Here is a 16,265-nt window from a genome sequence, read left to right on the forward strand (position 1 = left end):
CTAAATAGAGACTCTTTTTTTATGCTTTCTTCTGCATGAACAAATAATAAACCGGTATTCCCAATGCTACTATAACCAATCCCAAACCGGTGTTCACTGTATCATAAACCAACAGCGATACACAAATAGCCGTTGTTAAAACGATGTATAAAGCCGGAATAACAGGATAACCGAAAGCTTTATAAGGTCTTTCAGCACTGGGTTCTTTCTTTCTTAAAACAAATATCCCGTAAATAGTAAGTATGTAAAACAATAAAGAGGCAAAAGTCGCATACGTTAACAAATCGCCGTATTTGCCGGAAATGCACAATACACAAGCCCAAATACATTGGAACCAAAGGGCTTTTTCCGGTACGTCGAACTTGTTCAATTCGCCTGCTTTTTTGAAAAACAAATTGTCTTTGGCCATCGCATAAAACAAACGACCACCCGATAAAACCAAACCGCTGTTACATCCAAAAGTAGACACCATAATCAAAGCTGCCATTACAAAAACGCCTATATTGCCCATAATCATATTGGCCGCTGCCGCACCTACTCTATCTTGAGCAGCAAACATAATTCCGTTTTCCACTACCGAACCTTCCGGCGCACCGTTTAAAGGTAATAAGGCTAAATAAGCGATGTTTGCTAAAATGTAAATCACAGTTACGATTAACGTTCCTAAAAACAAACTTCTCGGAATATTTTTCTTAGGATCTTTAATTTCTCCGGCGATAAAAGTTACATTGTTCCAAGCATCGCTGGAAAACAAAGAATTGATGATGGTAGCACCGATAGCACCTACTAAAGCAACTCCCGTAAGTTTGGTTACCGTAACCGTTTGAGTCGTTTCATCGAAAACAGTTTTACTGGCTTCCCAAGTGTTGTTAAAATTATTCGAAAACGTATCGGTACTAAAACCAATGTATAAGCCGAAACCAATTAAGGCAAACAATGCGATGAGTTTCGCCGAGGTGAAAACCAACTGAATAACTTTTCCATTTTTAACGCCTTTGGTATTGATGTATGTGAGCAACACCACGCTTGCCATTGCTAAAACCTGACTGTTTTTGAAGACAAAACTATCTCCTATCCGAAAAATTTCTTCTTGTAATACCGGAAAAAACACCGCAGTGTAATTTGCAAAAGTCACCGCTACAGCAGCAATTACTCCGGTTTGAATTACCGTAAAAACGGTCCAGCCGTAGAGAAAAGAAGCCAACTTTCCGTAAGCGCGTTGGATGTAAACAAACTGTCCGCCGGCAGTTGGCATCATGCCGGCCAATTCACCATAACTAAGCGCAGCCGACATGGTCAGTAAACCGGTAATGAGCCAAGTGATTAATATCCAGGCGGCTGAACCTAAATCGCGCGCCATATAAACAGTTACTACAAAAATACCGGATCCTATCATGGAACCGGCAACTATACTGGTGGCATCAATGAGCCCGAGAGAGCGTTTTAATTCTTTTTGTTCTGACATAAGGTTGGTTTAGTGGTTAGTTTTTTCAAATATAGTGAAATAGATGAAAGGGAAAAGAGATAAGGGATATGTCAATAATCTGCTTTCCGCTGCCTACAATTTCTTAGCCTCTTCCCAAAAAACATCCATTTCTGCCAACGTCATATCCACCAGAGGTTTTCCTAACTCGGCGGCTTTGCTTTCCAGATACATGAATCGTTTGATAAATTTTTTATTGGTGCGTTCCAAAGCGTCTTCGGGGTTGACTTTGAGAAAACGGGCGTAATTAATCATGGAGAACAACACATCGCCAAATTCACTTTCAATTTTATCCTGATCGCCACCGTTTACCTCAACTTGCAGTTCGTTTAACTCTTCCTGCACTTTGTCCCAAACCTGATGCGGCTCTTCCCAATCGAAACCTACGCCTTTCACTTTATCCTGAATTCGGCTAGCTTTCACTAAGGCCGGTAAACTTTTCGGCACGCCTTCTAATACCGACTTTTTGCCTTCTTTGAGTTTGAGCTTTTCCCAGTTTTGCTTGACTTCTTCATCATTGGCTACCACAACATCGCCGTAAATATGCGGGTGTCTGTCGATAAGCTTGTCGCAAATACTGTTGGTCACATCAGCTATATCAAAATCGTTGGTCTCACTGCCTATTTTGGCATAAAAGACAATATGTAACAGTAAATCGCCCAACTCTTTTTTGATTTCCTGTAAGTCGTTATCTAAAATCGCATCGCCCAATTCATAGGTTTCTTCAATGGTGAGATGGCGTAAACTTTCAAGCGTTTGCTTTTTGTCCCACGGACATTTTTCACGCAAATCATCCATGATATCTAATAATCGATTGAAAGCGTCGAGTTGTTGCTGGCGTGTGTTCATTTGGCTATTATATATTAGATTTTAAATATTTGAATGTGATATTTAAAATTATGATAGTAAAAATAAAAAATCCTATCATTGAGCAACAACAATAGGATTTGTATTTATAAAGAAGTAATTAACTATTCTTCCTTCTTTGTTTTTTTCGGAGCTTTTTTAGCTTTGGCTTCTTCTTTCACTTCTTTCACCACTTCTTCTTTGATGGCTTCTGCATTGGCTACTTTTGGTTCTTCTTTAGAAACCATCCCTTTAGCTTGAAGGATGTTGTACCAGTTTAATACTTTTTTGATATCAGATGCATAAACGCGGTCTTCATCGTAATCCGGTAAAATTTCTTTGAAATAAGCAATAAGTTTAGCATTGTCTTCTTTGTGAGAAAGTGCCGGACCTTCATTTTCTTTCACCGCAATTGCTCTCATGATATCGGCTAACGGTTTTTCTTCGCTGTAGGTGTACATCGAAATCTCAGAAAGTAAGCTAACATTGCTTCTCATTCCAACCGTAATCTTCTTTCCGTCTAAAAGGGATTCCGCTAAAAATCCGGAACGGGTTTGTAATTTCAATTCGTATAAACCCGGCTTACCGGCAATAGCTAAGATTTTCTCTACGTTCATGGTATTATTTTAATTTGGGCACAAATATATCAAAGTTCAATGGCAAAGTTCAATTGCAATTGTTAATTTTTTCAAATTGTTATTGCTTATTTCTATTGCCGTTGTTATTGCAATTATCTTCCTTTTTTGTTGGCAAATTTCATCTTGTAATCCGGTCGGGCTTTGCCTTCCATGATATTTTGCAACTTCTTTTTAATCAGCGTTTTTTTCAACATCGAAATTTTATCGGTAAACAAGATACCCTCTATGTGATCGTATTCGTGTTGGATTACTCGGGCAATTAAACCATCAAAAACTTCTGTTTTTTTGTTGAAATCTTCATCGTAATATTCTAAGGTGATGCGTTCGTTACGGTAAACATCTTCGCGCACGTCTGGAATACTCAAACAACCTTCATTAAAGCCCCATTCTTCACCTTCTTCTTTGAGCATTTTAGCATTGATAAAAGTGCGTTTGAAGGATTTCAACTGCTCTTGTTCTTCTTTGGACAAATCATCGCTATCGCTGAAAGGTTCAGTATCGATAACAAACAATCTGATGGCCAAACCAACTTGAGGCGCTGCCAATCCAACACCGTAAGCATTGTACATAGTATCATACATATTGGCAATAATCTCTTTCAAGTTGGGATAATCCGGTGTGATTTCCTCGCCTACTTTTCTTAAAACCGGCTCACCGTATCCGTAAATTGGAATAATCATTTTGATTTTGAATTTTGGAATGAAGCATTCAGATTGTGAAAAACCTGTATACTGTTTAATTTAAAGCAGCAAAAGTAATAAAAATTAAATCATTTTTCTCGACAGATAATCCTGTAGTAAAATGGTGGCCGCTATCTCATCTACTAATCCTTTATTTTGGCGTTGCTTTTTAGACAGTCCGCTGTCAATCATGGTTTGAAAAGCCATTTTCGAGGTAAAACGTTCGTCTACCCTTTCCACTTTAATCTCCGGAAAAGCCGTGGCAAAATCGGCTACAAACTTTTCAATTATCGGCGTACTTTCCGAAGGTTGACCGTTCATTTGTTTGGGTTCGCCAATCAAGACTTTAATCACGTCTTCTTTGGAAAAATAAGTTTTCAAAAAAGGAATAACGGTCTCTGATGGTATCGTGGTTAATCCCGATGCGATAATTTGCAAGTCATCGGTGACCGCTATGCCGGTTCTTTTAATACCGTAGTCTATGGCTAAAATTCTGGGCATTCTCTTTAATTTATCGGCTCAAAGGTAGCCAAAACCGTTGTCTTTCCTTTTTGGAATTTCAGAATATTATCGTTTAAAGTGTAGCGATCGGTTTGTTCGAGCATTTTGGCAAATCGAACTTCCACTTCCATGTCCGGACAAGCCATTCGGGTCATGGCGGCTTTAGAGAACGACAATCCAAAAGCCGTTGGCATCATATAACTTCCCGAAATATTGTTACAGCCGGCATAGGCAGTAAATCTTCCGTCTTTAGAATTCAACTTGATAAAATAATCTTTACTTCCGCTTTGTTTGACGATTTTGCCATTCAAGGTCATCAATCTCCATTTGGTCTCAGCCAAAGTAGCTTTTCCATGGGCGGGATTTACGTTTTTGATAACCGTTTGAGCTTCCATACGGTTGTTTAAATTTACTTTCGGAGTATTACTTTGTTCTGTTGGATCGGCTTCTGCTGTGGTTTCTTGTTTGGTCAAAACATATTGCAAAGCCAATTTTCCGGTGATTATTTTACCCGACATATCCAACTGTGTCACCTTATTTTCTCCAACAAAGTACTGATTCGGAGCATTTTCAATGTCACTTAAAATGATTTTAACGCCTTTAGCGTCCCAAGTAAAGGTGCCTTTTTGCTCAAAAACTTTATCGCCTTTACCCAAATAACGGGTTTGTAGTTTATAGGTGTCATTTTCATTGATGCAAAGCACGGTTTCTAAACCTTCACAATCTGCGCAAGGTAAAACGCCTTTATAAGTTCCGATGTAATCCAATGACTTTTTGGCATTGTGTGCGGCTTCATTTAATAGGGAATCCATTTTAGCAATAGAATCATGGGCAGAGGGTTGACTCTCCGTTTGTTTCTGACAACTAAAAAACATTGAAAACAAAGCAACTAAAAGCAAAAACTTACTTTTCATGGATAATACATTTATTGGTTAAAAGGTTAGAACAAACTTACTTAATCTGTTAAACTGATGTTAGAATTTAACATTTTTTTGATTTCGAGAATTGCTTTGCAACTTTCTAAAAATGAAACTATCTTTGCTCACTCGTGCCTTTGCGCCCGAGCTTTACGAAGTAAAATTTGAAACCATGACTACACTACAGAATATTATTGAAAAAGCTTGGGATAACCGCGCTTTATTACAGGAAGAAACCACTACCACTGCCATCCGTGAAGTTATTGCTTTATTGGATGCCGGAACCTTGCGCGTAGCCGAACCAACAGCTAATAGTTGGCAGGTAAACGAATGGGTTAAAAAAGCTGTAGTGATGTATTTTCCGATTCAAAAAATGGAAACCTGGGAAGCCGGAATTTTTGAATACCACGACAAAATGCTACTCAAAACCGGTTATGCCGAAAAAGGAATCCGTGTGGTTCCACCTGCTACTGCACGATACGGCGCTTACATTTCTAAAGGTGTTATTTTGATGCCGAGCTACGTAAACATCGGTGCTTATGTTGATGAAGGAACGATGGTGGACACTTGGGCTACGGTGGGAAGTTGTGCTCAAATCGGGAAAGATGTGCACCTTTCCGGTGGTGTGGGTATTGGTGGTGTTTTAGAACCGTTACAAGCCGCTCCGGTGATTATTGAAGATGGCGCTTTTATTGGCTCGAGATGTATCGTGGTAGAAGGTGTTCATGTGGGTAAAGAAGCCGTTCTCGGCGCTAATGTGTGTTTGACCGCTTCGACTAAGATTATCGACGTGACCGGTGCGGAACCAAAAGAATACAAAGGATATGTTCCGGAGCGTTCCGTAGTAATTCCGGGAAGTTATACTAAATCCTTTGCGGCCGGCGATTACCAAGTACCGTGTGCCTTGATTATCGGAACACGCAAACCATCGACCGATTTAAAAACTTCGCTGAACAATGCGTTGAGAGAATACGACGTAGCGGTATAAATTGTGAAAAAGATGGGTATTGAAAATACAAATGATGTTACTATAGATGCTGTAATCACTTGGGTTGACGGCAGTGATGTTACATGGAGAGAAAAAATCAATACGCATTTGGAAAAGAAAATCGATTGGAACAACAAAATCAGCAGTAAACGATACAATTCTATTGATGAAATTGACATTGCAATCGAATCAATTATAAAATTTGCGCCCTTTATCAGGAATATTTTCTTGGTCACCGATAACCAACAACCTAAGTCTTTTGATGCATTAAAAGAAAAGGCTGCCAAACAAAACATCCATCTTAAATTGGTTGATCATTCCGTAATTTTTAAAGATTACGAAACTTGTCTGCCTACTTTTAATTCGTGCTCCATCATCACCATGTTGTATCGAATCCCGGAAATGGCGGAACATTTTGTCATTTTTAACGACGATACCTTTTTAATGAGACCAACCAAAATCGAAGATTTCTTTGTTAATGGTTTACCGGTAATTCGAGGACGATGGGACAATTTTTACAACAACAATTGGTTCCGCAAAACCTATAACAAGTATTTCAATAAAAATTTGAAGACTAATGTTGGTTACAAATACCTCCAACAAAAAAGTGCTCAAATAGCCGGATTTAAAGACAAATATGTCAGACGAGATCACACGCCGGTTTCTGCCCGAAAATCAACCTTGGAACGCTTTTTCGGAGACAACCCTGATTTGTTGTACAACAACGTCAAACACAAGTTCAGAAACAACGATCAATTCATCATTTCTTCTCTTTCCAATCACCTGGAAATCAAAAACAAAACCTACGTTTTACAAACCAATTTTCAACTGACTTATTTCAGAACTTACAAAGTTATCCCTACCCTTTTTAAGCTGTGGTGGTTTGATGTAAACCCTAAAAAGCTATTTGTATGCTTGCAAAGTTTGGAATTAGGAAGTAAGCAGATGCAGACCTATGTTTTAAATTGGATAAACAAAAAAATGAATAGTTAATTTAGCTAAAACAGCTTACTAATAAGGCCAAACAAAAAGCTCATGAAAATAATCATTCTAGCCGCCGGCATCGGATCAAGATTAGGAAACCCGTTTCCAAAACCATTAACACCGCTCAAAAACGGCAAAAGTATCATGGAATACCAAGTGGAGAACATTGCCTCCGAATTCAACATTGATGATATTAATGTGGTTGTGGGTTTCAAAAAAGATTTGATTATGGAACGATTTCCGGAGCTCACCTATATCTACAATCCGTTTTTCGACCGAACCAATACATCCAAAAGTTTGCTGCAAGCCTTGCGTAAAAACCGTGACAAATCGGTAATGTGGTTCAATGGCGATGTGGTTTTCGACCGACAAATATTCGATATCCTGAAGCCTTACATTAAGTCTAAAACTTCTTTTGTGGCGGTCAATACCAGCAAAGTAGCGGAGGAAGAGGTAAAATACACCCTAAAAGACGGCTTCATCAATGAGCTTTCCAAAACAGTTAAAAACGGACTCGGAGAAGCGGTTGGCATCAATTTTATTTCCTCCAAAGATATCCAGCAATTCATCAATCGTTTGGAAGAATGTGAAGATAACGATTACTTCGAAAGAGGTTTGGAACTTGCTATCGAGAAAGACGGCATTAAAGTTACCGCTGTAGATATCTCTGCTTATAATTGCATGGAGATTGATTTCGTTGAAGATTTAGAGAATGTAAACAAAATGCTCTAAGATGAAGTGCATCCTTTTTTGCCAAAACAACTATTCGTTCGGAATTTTGGAGCCTATCAAAAATTACTTGGCCCAAAACGGAGACGAGTTTTTATGGTATGTGAATCCTAAAATACTGGCTGATTTTCCGTTTACCCATGAAAATCATACTTCAGTTGTTTCCGATTTACAGGCTTACCAAAGCGATGCTATTTTTGTGCCCGGCAATGAAGTGCCTTATTATTTGAGAGGTGTTAAAGTTCAGGTATTTCACGGATTGGCCGGAGAAAAGAAAGGCCATTTCAGGATTCGTCATTACTTTGATTTGTACCTAACTCAAGGTCCATATTTTACCCAAAAATTCATAGCTTTCAAAAACAAATACCGCGACTTTGAAGTTATCGAAACCGGTTGGCCGAAATTAGATGTTTACGGAACAGATTTTCATAAATACGACACCGAAAAACATAACTTATTGGAACAATACAGAGCAAAAAAAATAGTGTTGTACGCACCTACTTTTTCGCCCAAATTAACTTCAGCACCTTTTTTAATTGAGGAAATCAAAGCCCTGGCTCAAAATCCCGATTATTTGGTTTTGCTGAAATTCCATCCTTTAATGGCTGAAAACTGGCTGGAAGCCTACAAAAAATTAGCCGAAGAGAATACCAACATTGTTTTTGAAACCGAGAAAAATATCATCAAATTTTTATTGATGGCCGATTTGTTAGTCAGCGACACTTCCTCGGTGATTTATGAATTTTTATTGTTGGATAAGCCTGTGGTTACTTTCAAAAACATCTCCGAAAACATTCTTTGGGAGAATAGCTTCGATTATCATCAACTGATTCCGTTAGTAGAAAGTAATCTTTCACAAGATGCTTTTGCCCAAAACCGAAAAGAAATTTTCAATCAATACCATCCTTATATTGACGGTAAATCGGCTGAAAGAATGGTTGTAGCAGTAAAAAAATATTGTTCGGAATTCGGAGTGCCGGAAAAAAGAAAGCTGTCATTATTCAGACGAATGAAAATTCATGCTATTTTCGGAAAACCAACTAAAAACTAAGGTAGTTTTTCTATTCCGTTGGCAATCTTGATAACCTTGTGCTTTTTGTTATATTCTCGGATGGCCATATTTTTGTCCCAACCTTCCTGACTGTAGTAACCTCGACTGTGATCCAAATGGATACAAACTGCAGAGTATCTGATTTGTTTTGAAATCAATCCGAGGTTGAACATTCGCTCTCCGACCTCTCGGTCTAAGCCTCCGTATTGCATGTCTTCGTTGAATCCGTTTACGGCCAATATATCACTTTTGAAGCACGAAGTATTGTGTCCGTTAAAAGTCCGTTTCGTAGGAGTGAGCCAATTCATAAAAGCAGCAAAAAAGCGATTATGAACAAGCTTGGTCACTTTAAAATTGAGCGGTAATCCTTTGCTTTTGAGCCAAAAAACACTGAAACAATTTTGGTTAATAATGTCGGTATCCGTGATAGCTTTCGACAAACTCATCGGCAATTTAAAATAACCGCCCGAGAGAAAACAACCGGATTCTTTGTGCTTCAAATGAGCTTCAACAAAATCATTTCTCGGAATACAATCACCATCGGTAAATAATAAATAATCGGCATTGGTTTTCACTATGGCTTTATTGAGAATTTCAGATTTTCTGAAACCCAAATCTTCCTGCCAAACATGAACAATAGGATATTGAAACTTAGTCGAAAAAAAAGCCAAAACCTCTTTGACTTTTGAAGTAGAACCATCATCCGCAATAACAATTTCAAAATCGGTTACTGTCTGAACACTGTACCCTACAAGAACTTTGTGAAGCCATTCTTCAGAGTTATAAGTGGTGATGATGACGGATAATTTCATTATTACAATAATACTAAAATAAAATTGTAAGTCGCCACTAGTTGGCCAATTTGTTTTTGCCTTTGTGCTTCCAACGCTTGTGTGTCCATAGGTAAAATTCGGGGGCTTCCATAATTTGCTGCTCTACTTTTCTCAAAAAAGTTTCCGTAATTTGATAATCCGGCACCGCCGAAGCATGGTCTGAAAGAAGCTCAAATTCAGCCTCATAAAAACCCCTCTTTACTTTTTTTACTTTCAAAAAAACAACAGTCATATCAAATCGTTTCGCTAACATTTCAGCACCGGTATGCACCGGAACCTCAACGCCCATAAAGGTACTCCAATAGGTTTTCTTTTTCAACTGCGGCGATTGGTCGCTGGCAAATCCGTAGAGACCTTTAATCCCGGCCGTTTCATTGCCTTCTATGGTTGGAATGGCTTGCTTGGTAGTGATTAAATGAGCTTCAAAACGAGACCTTATTTTCCTAACCAAATTGTCAAAATACTTGTTGTTAATTCTTTTGTAAATGGCATAGCCGGCGAAATCAGCTTTCGAATTAATCGAAATCACCCACTCATAACTGGCATAATGCGCGCACATCAAAGCTACACTTTTACCACTTTTCTCGAATTCCTTATAAAGCTCAATGTTTTTAAAAACAAAACGTTTCTCAATTTCCTCGATTGAAATGGTCATCGTTTTTATCATTTCCAAAAACATGTCGCACAAATGACGATAAGATGCTTTTTCAATGAGTTTCCTTTCTTTCTCACTCAAATGTGGCAACGCAAGCGCGATATTGGCCCGCACTACCTTTTTGCGGTACCCGAAAACGTGATATACCAAAACATACACAAAATCTGAAAAAAGATACAATAACCTGAACGGAAGAATGGAGATAAGAAACAGTAACGGGTATAAGATTAAAAACAGTAACAGTTGCATTTTCTCTTTTTCGGCAAATATAACCAAAACCTAATTCTTGTGATTTACATTATCTTTACAAAAAAATTGTAAAATGAATCCCAACGAAGAAGTTCACAAGGCTTTTGAAGTCATCCAAAACGGCGGCATCATCCTCTATCCTACCGATACGGTTTGGGGAATCGGGTGCGATGCGACCAATCCTGAGGCTGTAAAAAAAATCTACGCCCTTAAACAACGTGAAGAAACCAAGAGTATGATCGTGTTGATGAATGGCGAAAAAATGATGTACAACGTTTTCAAGGACATACCTGAAGTGGCATGGCAAATCTTGGATTTTTCCGAAAAGCCTACCACCTTAATCTTGGATAATCCGAGAAATGTAGCCGCCAACCTCATTGCAGAAGACAAAACGTTAGGTATAAGAATCGTGAAAGAACCATTTTGCTTTAAACTAATGGAGCGCATGAAAAAGCCGTTGGTTTCTACTTCCGCTAATATCTCCGGACAACCAACTCCAAAATCTTTTAAAGAAATCAGTACCGAAATTATAAACGGTGTAGACTATGTAGTAAATTTGCACCGCGAAAAAACCTGTGATAAACCGTCAACAATTATTAAATTAACCAATGACAGTCAGGTGAAGATTATCAGGAAATAACATAAAGGTTATCTTGTCTTTTCAACCATCGGGAGAAATCACAAAAATGACCTAATGAGATTTCTCCTCCGGCGAAATGACAAAACAGAATCGGAATAAATGAATTACACCAAAGCTTTACACAATCCAATATTTAAAATTATAGCACAAGCTAGCCAAGAACTCAACCTGGAAAGTTATGTAATTGGCGGCTTTGTCCGTGATTTTTTACTGCAACGCGATTTCAAAAAAGACATCGACATAGTGGCGGTAGGTTCCGGAATCGATTTGGCTCTGAAAGTCTCCGAATTATTGCCCAACAAACCCAAAGTACAAGTCTTTAAAAACTATGGTACCGCCATGTTGCGCTACAAAGAAATAGACATCGAGTTTGTAGGCGCGCGCAAAGAAAGTTATGCTGAAGACAGTCGCAATCCTTTAGTGGAAAACGGCACATTGGAAGACGATCAAAACCGACGCGACTTTACCATTAACGCCTTGGCTTTTTCTTTAAATCCGAACAATTACGGTGATTTGGTTGATCCTTTTAACGGATTAACCGATTTGCAAAACAAACTCATCAAAACGCCTTTGGAACCTAATGTAACCTATTCTGATGATCCGTTGCGGATGATGCGTGCCATTCGTTTTGCCACACAGCTGAATTTCACCATCGAAGAAAAGTCATTGCAAGCCATAGCCGACAATAAAGACCGAATTAAAATTATTTCCGGCGAGCGCATCGTGGATGAATTGAATAAAATTCTGGAAACTTCGAAACCGTCCATCGGCTTTTTGCATTTGTACAAAACCGGTTTGTTGGATCTCATTTTACCCGAATTGACAGCGCTCAACAATGTGGAAGAAATGGAAGGTCATACCCATAAAAACAACTTCTACCATACGTTGGAGGTTGTAGACAATATTAGCCCGAATACCGACGATGTTTGGTTGCGTTGGGCCGCTTTGTTACACGATATTGGCAAAGCACCAACCAAACGCTTCAATAAAAAACAAGGCTGGACGTTTCACGGACACGAATTTTTGGGTGGTAAAATGGTCAAAAGAATCTTCGAACGCTTGCACATGCCGCTGAACCACAAGATGAAGTTTGTGCAAAAAATGGTAATGCTGAGTTCCAGACCAATCGTATTGTCCGAAGATATAGTAACCGATTCGGCTGTACGGAGACTGGTGTTTGATGCCGGCGAAGATGTAGACAATTTGATGACATTATGCGAAGCCGACATCACGACTAAAAATCCGGCAAAATTCAAAAAATACCACAACAATTTTGACATCGTTCGTCGCAAAATTATTGAAGTCGAAGAGCGCGATCACATCCGTAATTTCCAGCCGCCCATTTCGGGAGAAGAAATTATGGAACTTTTTAATTTACAACCTTCTCGAGAAATCGGCATGTTGAAAGAAGCGGTAAAAGAAGCCATTTTGGAAGGAGAAATCCCGAACGAATACCGAGCGGCTTATGATTTTGTAGTGGCCAAAGCGGAAAAAATGGGGTTGAAAAAAGTGGCTGAGTAACTGAGTTACTATGTGACTGAGTCAGGACTTTTTTCTTAAAAAATTAATAAACTATTATCATTTGTTTCAGTTAAAAACATACAATTACATTTTAAATTTGCAACTCAGTTACTCAGCTACTTAGTAACTCAGCTATTCTAAACTATGAAAAAAGACAAATCAGTCATTTATTGGCTACTTTCAGGCTGTGTTTTAGTGTTTATTATGGTGGTTGTAGGCGGTATTACACGCTTAACCAATTCGGGTTTATCTATGACCGACTGGCATTTGGTGACCGATACTTTCCCTCCGATGAGCGAGGAAAAATGGGTACATGCCTTTGAAGAATACAAGAAATATCCCGAATACCAAAAAATCAATATCCACAACGATTTTCAGTTAGATGACTATAAATTCATCTATTTCTGGGAGTGGTTTCATCGTTTTATAGGGAGAATTATCGGGTTGGTATTCATCATTCCTTTTGTTTATTTCTTAATTAAAAAACGAATCGATAAAGCCACTTTAAACAAATGCTTTATCCTACTGGGAATGGGCGCTTTGCAAGGTTTCTTTGGTTGGTTTATGGTAAAAAGCGGTTTGGTTGACAATCCGGATGTGAGTCATTTTAGATTGGCTTTACACTTGACTTTCGCTTTCATCACCTTTGCGTATACGCTTTGGGTAGCATTGGACTTGATTTATCCGGAAAGAAAAGAAGTGATTGTACCACTCAAAAAATTAGCGCGAATTACTATGCTCTTCCTAATCGTGCAAATCATTTACGGTGGTTTCGTGGCCGGTTTAAACGCAGGATTGATTCACAACCACTGGCCACTGATGAGTGACGGACAGTTTTTCCACGACAGCATCAAATTGGAATACGACAGCTGGCTATTGCGTTTCACCGAAGGCAAAAGCGGCGTGCAATTTGTACACCGAACTATGGCTTACGTAGTAGTAGGTTTGATCTTATTTTTTTATTTCAAGAGCAAAAAACATACGCTTACCCTCCAACAACAAAAAGGCTTAAATACTTTAGTATTCTTAGTATTTGTGCAATTTGCATTAGGCGTATTCACTTTGTTGTATGCGGTTCCGCTTTGGTTGGGCTTAACGCATCAGGTGGTGGCTTTCTTTTTATTAACGGCAATGACCTATACCTTACACCGATTTAGTAAATAAAACAAATAATAAAAAAGTCCCGATTACTCGGGACTTTTTTATTTATGCTTTTTTCTTGGTTTTAATAGAACATCCTATGGCTTTAGTAAGCGCCGGACTCGGGTCAGTTCCGTTATCTAGCGCACGAATGGCATTTTCCAGGTATTTCTCTTTTACCGCCGAAGCATCATCGGTATTGTCGTCGATAGCACCAATGTATTTCACAATTAAATTTTTATCCAACAAAAACACATGTGGCGTTTTAGTAGCGCCATATTGCGGATAAATCTTTTGGCCTTCGTCTACCAAGTAAGGGAATGCAAATCCTTTTTGTTGGGCTTTTTCCTGCATCAACTCGTAAGTGTCTGCCGGTTGGGCTTCGGGATCATTAGGGTTAATCGCCAACAATACATACCCTTTCGATTTGTATTTTTTGGCAATGGCATTAATTCGATCTTCATACTTAATGGCAAACGGACATGTATTGCAAGTAAACACCACAATAAATCCTTTGGCATCTTTGTAATCGGCCATGCTGTACATTTTGCCGTCAACCGATTTTAATTTGAAGTCGGTGGCTTTGTCTCCCGGTTGGTAACCGTTAGACACTGTAGTTTCGCCCACAAACAAGGAGCTGAAAAACAAAATAAGTAAGGATAAAAATTTCATAGTGACTAATTTTAGTTTTGATGGATAAATGCGTTTACATAGTCGTTAAGTTCGGTAAAACTTTCAAATTCTCGCTCAGCAAACAACTTTCGTTTACCGTTTAGGATGAGTGTAGCCGGAATGGCTCCGGACCAAGAAGCATCAATTTTGTCCAACCAAGCATTGTACTCTTTGTCGCTTAACAAAACTACTTGAGCTGTTATTTTCTTTCTGTATACAAACGGAATCAGTTTCTTTTCTAAATCTTTCCGGCTGTCTAAACTCACTAAAATGACTTTCACTTTCGGATTTTCGGTATGTAACTTTTCAAAATAAGGCAACTCTTTAATACATGGTGCGCACCAAGTAGCCCAAAAGTTAATCACATAAGTAGTATCATCTTCTTTGATAATTGCTTTTTCAAAGGCGTCAAACTTTTCATAAACCGCTATTTGAGCGGAAGCAGATTGACACATCGTCAATCCTAAAACGAAAAAAACAGAAGCAAGCAATCTCATATTTCGGATTTAAAGATAACGAAGTTACCAAATTAGCATTTACGAAATGAAGCAGTTAACAAAACTTTACGAACTGTAAATGACTTATCCCAACCACTCTTTAAAATCGTTCACGCGTTCTCTTGCCACAATAACCTCATCGTCTTTGTAGGTTGGCAAGATGACTTTTAATCTTGAATTGCTGTGTAGTTGGATTTCTTTAATCGCTTTCATCGGAATAATAAATTTGCGAGAAACGCGGTAAAACAGATCCGGATCGAGTTCGGTTTCGAGTTGTTCCAAAGTCGTATCTAACAGATAATCGCGATTGTCTAAAGTGTGCAAGTATGTGCCTTTGTTCTCGCTATAAAAACATTCAACTTCTTCAATGGCAATCATCTTGAGTTGCTGTCCCATTTTGATGGTAAAGCGTTTTTTGTATTGTCGGTCGATAGGATTGACCAACATCTTTTTGATGGCTTCAAAATCCAAACCGGAAACCAGATTTTTTTGAAATTGACTTTTGAATTTTGTAATAGCCATTGCTAAATCGTCTTCGTCTATCGGTTTTAACAAATAATCTACACTGTTGAGTTTGAAGGCGCGCAAGGCATATTCATCATAAGCCGTAGTAAAAATAACAGCGCTTTTGATGTCGATTTTTTCAAAGATTTCAAACGACAATCCATCGGACAACTGGATGTCAAGGAAAATCAAATCGGGATGCTCATTCGTATTGAACCAAGCAATCGATTCTTCAACGGAATGCAATAAGGTATGGACGGTCAAACCCAGTTTCTCCACTTTTCGCTGGAGTAATCGGGCGGCGGGTTTTTCGTCTTCGATGATGAGGATGTTCATATTTTAAGGTTCTAAGATTCTAAGGTTCTAAGGTACTGAGGTCTTTTCATTTAGAACCTTAATACCTTAGTGCCTTAGCACCTAATTTATTTATTCCCATTTATTATTTTTCTCTTTCTCCATTAACTCTTTAATCTTCTTGTCTTCCCAGTCTTTGCCTAAAATCATGGTCGGCATAAAAACGGAAAGTCCATGCGCGGCTAAACCGATACCCCAGAAAAAGGCAGTAGAAAATTGTCGAAGTTCCAAACTCCAATTGTCACTACTGCTAAATTGAATCTGAGAAATTATGATGGCGGTATTGATCACCAAATAAACTGCGGCATGCGTATAAAATCCTTTTATTTTTTGGACTCTTTTAGCCGCTTCTTGGTATTTAATTTCGTCGTATTGTTCCATGA

The 16,265-nt window shown here is 38.5% G+C and carries 19 protein-coding genes; 7 read left to right on the plus strand and 12 right to left on the minus strand.

Features of this window, described 5'->3' with window-relative positions; genetic code table 11:
* Positions 1-19 precede the first annotated feature (19 nt).
* The 6 genes from Q0M21_RS03825 to Q0M21_RS03850 all read right to left on the minus strand — a co-directional run bounded on the left by Q0M21_RS03825 (position 20) and on the right by Q0M21_RS03850 (position 5,062).
* Positions 20-1,465: an APC family permease gene (locus Q0M21_RS03825; protein ID WP_295334888.1), complete on the minus strand. Its 1,446-nt coding sequence runs from the start codon at positions 1,463-1,465 to the stop codon at positions 20-22.
* Between the two features lie 93 nt (positions 1,466-1,558).
* A complete protein-coding gene (gene mazG / locus Q0M21_RS03830) occupies positions 1,559-2,332 on the minus strand; it encodes a nucleoside triphosphate pyrophosphohydrolase (protein WP_295334889.1) in 774 nt (257 codons plus the stop codon).
* A 122-nt stretch (positions 2,333-2,454) separates the two neighbouring features.
* Complete coding sequence (locus Q0M21_RS03835) at positions 2,455-2,946, minus strand: DUF5606 domain-containing protein (protein WP_295334890.1); 492 nt, start codon at positions 2,944-2,946, stop codon at positions 2,455-2,457.
* Between the two features lie 113 nt (positions 2,947-3,059).
* Positions 3,060-3,647, minus strand: coding sequence for a peptide deformylase (def, locus tag Q0M21_RS03840; RefSeq protein ID WP_295334891.1), 588 nt, complete (start codon positions 3,645-3,647; stop codon positions 3,060-3,062).
* A gap of 84 nt (positions 3,648-3,731) precedes the next feature.
* Positions 3,732-4,148: a Holliday junction resolvase RuvX gene (gene ruvX / locus Q0M21_RS03845; protein ID WP_295334893.1), complete on the minus strand. Its 417-nt coding sequence runs from the start codon at positions 4,146-4,148 to the stop codon at positions 3,732-3,734.
* A 5-nt stretch (positions 4,149-4,153) separates the two neighbouring features.
* Positions 4,154-5,062, minus strand: coding sequence for a copper resistance protein NlpE N-terminal domain-containing protein (locus Q0M21_RS03850; protein WP_295334895.1), 909 nt, complete (start codon positions 5,060-5,062; stop codon positions 4,154-4,156).
* Positions 5,063-5,237: 175 nt separating this feature from the next.
* Between Q0M21_RS03850 and Q0M21_RS03855 the strand changes: the two genes are divergently transcribed.
* From Q0M21_RS03855 to Q0M21_RS03870, 4 genes are read left to right on the plus strand one after another with little or no spacing between them, the layout of a single operon-like run.
* Entirely contained in the window at positions 5,238-6,053 is an 816-nt protein-coding gene (locus Q0M21_RS03855) for a 2,3,4,5-tetrahydropyridine-2,6-dicarboxylate N-succinyltransferase (RefSeq protein ID WP_295334995.1), read from the plus strand.
* Between the two features lie 12 nt (positions 6,054-6,065).
* A complete protein-coding gene (locus tag Q0M21_RS03860; RefSeq protein ID WP_295334897.1) occupies positions 6,066-7,046 on the plus strand; it encodes a Stealth CR1 domain-containing protein in 981 nt (326 codons plus the stop codon).
* Between the two features lie 42 nt (positions 7,047-7,088).
* Positions 7,089-7,769, plus strand: a complete 681-nt coding sequence (locus Q0M21_RS03865) for a phosphocholine cytidylyltransferase family protein (protein ID WP_295334899.1) — start codon at positions 7,089-7,091, stop codon at positions 7,767-7,769.
* A gap of 1 nt (position 7,770) precedes the next feature.
* Positions 7,771-8,817 carry a CDP-glycerol glycerophosphotransferase family protein gene (locus Q0M21_RS03870; protein WP_295334901.1) on the plus strand — a complete coding sequence of 349 codons (1,047 nt, stop codon included), beginning with the start codon at positions 7,771-7,773 and terminating at the stop codon, positions 8,815-8,817.
* Here the strand turns inward: Q0M21_RS03870 and Q0M21_RS03875 are convergent.
* Both Q0M21_RS03875 and Q0M21_RS03880 read right to left on the minus strand, forming a co-directional pair.
* Complete coding sequence (locus Q0M21_RS03875) at positions 8,814-9,629, minus strand: glycosyltransferase family 2 protein (RefSeq protein ID WP_295334903.1); 816 nt, start codon at positions 9,627-9,629, stop codon at positions 8,814-8,816. The genes Q0M21_RS03870 and Q0M21_RS03875 overlap by 4 nt on opposite strands.
* A gap of 37 nt (positions 9,630-9,666) precedes the next feature.
* Positions 9,667-10,554 (minus strand): lysophospholipid acyltransferase family protein, encoded by an 888-nt coding sequence (locus Q0M21_RS03880; protein WP_295334904.1) that lies wholly within the window; start codon positions 10,552-10,554, stop codon positions 9,667-9,669.
* Positions 10,555-10,627: 73 nt separating this feature from the next.
* On the opposite strand from Q0M21_RS03880, the gene Q0M21_RS03885 reads away from it, so the two are divergent.
* The 3 genes from Q0M21_RS03885 (at position 10,628) to Q0M21_RS03895 (ending at position 13,879) form a co-directional block, all read left to right on the plus strand.
* Positions 10,628-11,194, plus strand: coding sequence for an L-threonylcarbamoyladenylate synthase (locus Q0M21_RS03885; protein ID WP_295334906.1), 567 nt, complete (start codon positions 10,628-10,630; stop codon positions 11,192-11,194).
* A 99-nt stretch (positions 11,195-11,293) separates the two neighbouring features.
* Positions 11,294-12,715, plus strand: coding sequence for an HD domain-containing protein (locus Q0M21_RS03890; RefSeq protein ID WP_295334908.1), 1,422 nt, complete (start codon positions 11,294-11,296; stop codon positions 12,713-12,715).
* Positions 12,716-12,859: 144 nt separating this feature from the next.
* Positions 12,860-13,879: a COX15/CtaA family protein gene (locus tag Q0M21_RS03895; RefSeq protein ID WP_295334910.1), complete on the plus strand. Its 1,020-nt coding sequence runs from the start codon at positions 12,860-12,862 to the stop codon at positions 13,877-13,879.
* Positions 13,880-13,921: 42 nt separating this feature from the next.
* Here the strand turns inward: Q0M21_RS03895 and Q0M21_RS03900 are convergent, their stop codons facing one another.
* The 4 genes from Q0M21_RS03900 to Q0M21_RS03915 form a co-directional block, all read right to left on the minus strand.
* Complete coding sequence (locus Q0M21_RS03900; protein WP_295334912.1) at positions 13,922-14,527, minus strand: thioredoxin family protein; 606 nt, start codon at positions 14,525-14,527, stop codon at positions 13,922-13,924.
* 11 nt (positions 14,528-14,538) lie between these two features.
* On the minus strand, positions 14,539-15,024 hold the full coding sequence (locus Q0M21_RS03905) for a TlpA disulfide reductase family protein (RefSeq protein WP_295334914.1): 486 nt from the start codon (positions 15,022-15,024) through the stop codon (positions 14,539-14,541).
* An 84-nt stretch (positions 15,025-15,108) separates the two neighbouring features.
* Positions 15,109-15,864: a LytTR family DNA-binding domain-containing protein gene (locus Q0M21_RS03910; protein ID WP_295334916.1), complete on the minus strand. Its 756-nt coding sequence runs from the start codon at positions 15,862-15,864 to the stop codon at positions 15,109-15,111.
* Between the two features lie 90 nt (positions 15,865-15,954).
* Entirely contained in the window at positions 15,955-16,263 is a 309-nt protein-coding gene (locus tag Q0M21_RS03915) for a 2TM domain-containing protein (protein ID WP_295334917.1), read from the minus strand.
* Between the last annotated feature and the right edge of the window lie 2 nt (positions 16,264-16,265).

The sequence above is a fragment of the Flavobacterium sp. genome (assembly GCF_024710485.1).
Classification (GTDB): domain Bacteria; phylum Bacteroidota; class Bacteroidia; order Flavobacteriales; family Flavobacteriaceae; genus Flavobacterium.